This window comes from Ectobacillus panaciterrae DSM 19096 (genome assembly GCF_000430785.1).
Lineage (GTDB): Bacteria > Bacillota > Bacilli > Bacillales > Bacillaceae_G > Ectobacillus > Ectobacillus panaciterrae.
The window spans coordinates 1-3303 of sequence record NZ_AUMR01000164.1 but is presented as its reverse complement, the minus strand read 5'-3'; the positions used below and the strand labels follow the sequence as shown (position 1 = coordinate 3303).

At 33.2% G+C, this 3303-nt stretch carries 2 protein-coding genes and 1 riboswitch; both genes read left to right on the top strand.

The features are described from left to right. Positions 1 to 541 precede the first annotated feature (541 nt). On the top strand, positions 542 to 1339 hold the full coding sequence (locus H540_RS0121800; RefSeq protein ID WP_028402377.1) for a LysM peptidoglycan-binding domain-containing protein: 798 nt from the start codon (positions 542 to 544) through the stop codon (positions 1337 to 1339). 567 nt (positions 1340 to 1906) lie between these two features. After that, a riboswitch (cyclic di-AMP (ydaO/yuaA leader) is annotated at positions 1907 to 2051 on the top strand. A gap of 260 nt (positions 2052 to 2311) precedes the next feature. Then, positions 2312 to 2680, top strand: coding sequence for a Gp49 family protein (locus H540_RS30615; protein ID WP_034671671.1), 369 nt, complete (start codon positions 2312 to 2314; stop codon positions 2678 to 2680). Positions 2681 to 3303: the final 623 nt, after the last annotated feature.

Below are 3303 nucleotides of genomic sequence, written 5' to 3'. Positions count from 1 at the left end.
TATGAAGAAGATGGAGAAATTAAATTCGAGATATCAGGAGAACAAGATGTTCCCCTAGCTTGGTTAGAGAAATGAGAAAAGGAGCGTAGGCTCTTTTTTTATTTTATCGGCAAAAAGATCCTTCTTTCTTGGTAGAACCCCATTCTAAAATAATGCCAACAAATAAAACAAAAAGTTACGAATAAATACATGTTTATTATAATTTGTTTTTTTACACTTTTATTATAATGATATCCAACAAAAAAACGGACATTTCATGCCCGCTTCTATGCATAGCGAGATGCGCTCTCCCCCCTATAAAAAGACGGTTTTTTTATTCACTTGTATATAAGGTTCAAGGGTATCTCTTAAATATTTTCATGAAATGAGTATTATTATAATTTTATTTCATTTGTATGTTTTGTATAATATATACTTACTTTTTTGTTATAATTTGGTAGGGTTTATATAACTTGATTATGAAGATTGAATTCAAATTAATACGATAGCATTTTTATGCGTATATGATTAATGTCTTGACTATTTCCAGGAGGTTTTTTAGATGAAGTTACATAAGATGAAAAATTGGATGACCCTATCTGCTGCAACGATTACATTAACCACTACTCAAGGAGTTGCTAGTGCAGCAACTGTTCACACTGTTAAAGAGAACGATTCTCTCTGGAAGATCAGTAAACAATATGGAATGTCTGTCCAGTCAATTAAACAAGCTAATCAAAAAACTAATGATCAAATTTATATCGGTGAACATTTAACCATTCCAACCCCACATGGATTAAGCAAGCCTCAATCCCCAAAAAATCTAACAGGTGCAAAAAATTCAGTTCAAGTTGTTTATCAAGTTAAAAGAGGAGATACGCTACAAAAAATCGCTAATCGATACAATGTGTCAATTCAATCAATTAAACAAGCCAACAATACAAGCGGTGACCAAATCTATCCAGGTGAACATTTAATAATTACTACAGGTATTTCAGAGAAAGAAAGGGATTTAATGGCTCGTCTGGTTACTGCTGAAGCAAAGGGAGAACCTTATAAAGGAAAAGTCGCGGTAGCAAAAGTTGTATTAAATCGTGTTGATGCAGAAGGATTTCCAAATACAATCAAAGATGTTATTTATGAGCCTATTAAATATGGCTATGCATTTACACCGGTTACAAATGGCAAAATTAACGAACCGGCAACAGCCGAAGCAAGAATGGCAGTAGAAGAAGCAATTTCTACTAAGGGAACCAATTCCGATTGGCTTTATTTTTATAATCCCAAAACCTCCACAGACAAATGGATTACCACACGCCAAACTGTTGCATCAATTGGTAATCATGTGTTTGCAAAATAATTAGAGAATCGGGAAAAACACGCTAAGCAAATGTCGACAATGATTCTGTCCTGCTAAGAATGAGCTAATCAATGCAGCATAATTAAAGTATGGATAAATTTAGGGAGAAATCTCTTGTAGGAAAGATTTTTTTAAAATTATCGAAGCATTTAGCATTAATCGGTGTGAACCGTATCGTATGTACATGAGGTTTTTTGTGGTAGTTGATTTTAAGTATATGATTGTTTTTCCAAGCTGCACACGATGAGTGCGTATTACAGATGCTATATAAGTCTACTTTGTTATTCCGACATATCTATCGTTTGCCATGTAGAACAAAAGGGAAACTGCGCTCTCTCCCTCTCTCTGGTTTACCCCTGTATGGGCCACGAAAAGGGTTTGAGCGCTTCTATGCTTAGTCGGATGCTCTCTCCCCCCTAAAAGAAAAGTTTTGATGTCGATTTTTTTAGTTGCATTTATATAAAAAGTGCTTTTGTTTCATAAGAAACTATTTTTATATTTTTCTATTTACAGCTTGTTAATAAAGGAATATATTTATCATCATAAAACTTAATAATTTTTTAAAGCAACCTTATATCGCTTAATCCAATAGGAGCGGGGGACCCAATTTTTTTGTACATTTGTACTTGGGGTGAATCCTTTTTTGAAAAGGTAGGGCTACTCTTTAAGTCCGAATCCAACAGCTAACCTCGTAAGCGTTTAGAGAGGAGGTTTACTTTTGTTTCCTTTAAAGAGCACTAAGTAAACTAGTGTTCTTTTTATTTTTTTCGTCTTATATGAAAATTAGTTTTATTCTTATTTTGGAGAAATAGGGGGGATATCTTCGCAGGAGCTTAACTTATGCATACCAAACTGTACTTCAAATTCGTATTTGGTTTCTTTAACTTTGTTTAACGACTTTGAAAAAGCATAATTCCTTTTCTAGCAGAAAATAATGAGAAAATCTATTAACTTAAAGGGAGAGAAGAAATCATGAATATCGAAAGTATTTGTCCTAAATGTGGAGAGATTAATAACGTAGAACCTAAAGGAGAAAAAATTCTTTTAGTAGCTTGTAAGAACAATCATAAATATGATCATATAGTAACCCCATATTCTAGAACCATTGGGATTAAGGATGATAAACGAATAAAGTTAGAGGAAATGATTGTTGAGAAAAAATTTCACCGTATGAGTGATAAATCAACAATTTGTCTACTTATCTTTGAAAATGGTTATGAGGTAGAAGGGCGTTCAACTGTTCGAGATATGGCTGAATTCCGTTTAGTTATAGGTAAAGATAAAGCATATGAACAAGCATTAAGGAAATCTATGGTAGCGTTAGGGGCATACTTAGTATAATTTTTTACGGTGAGTTCAGGAAAAAAGGCTGTTATGACAGCCTTTTTTTATAGTCTAACGTGCAGGAGATTTTTAGAGGGAATCGTAATGAAAATGGTCGTACCAAATGACAAATATGGCGGTTCTGGTGCAAACCTCGAATGCTGTCAAAATATATACAAAAATATGAGTTTATTTCCGAACGTTTAAGTATATCGAGACATTAAAATTCGGAAAATCATAAAGGGTTCCGAATAAATGTTTCATTTGACAGAGTAATATTCAGGTTACATTAATTGTCCAATTCTTTTTGCACCAGAACCCGATGAACGGTACTAAATCACAGTCTCCATTACTAAGAAAGTCACTGGTTTTCTAGTCTATATAAATCTTATTTATGGTTTAAAAATGTTTGATGATAAAAGTTTAATTTATAGAGTGTCCTTAACTTAATTTGAAGTGTCCTTAGGACATCCAGGAAAAGCTATTATATTAAAAAAGACTCTCATTACTTCTTATGAGGGTTCTGGTGCAAAAAGTTCAACACACTTGCAAGTAATCTCTAAAACTTGGACATACTGATACTATTACTCTAAAAAAGGGGCACGATCAGTATGGAAAAGCAAAATTTGTTTAAATGGAAA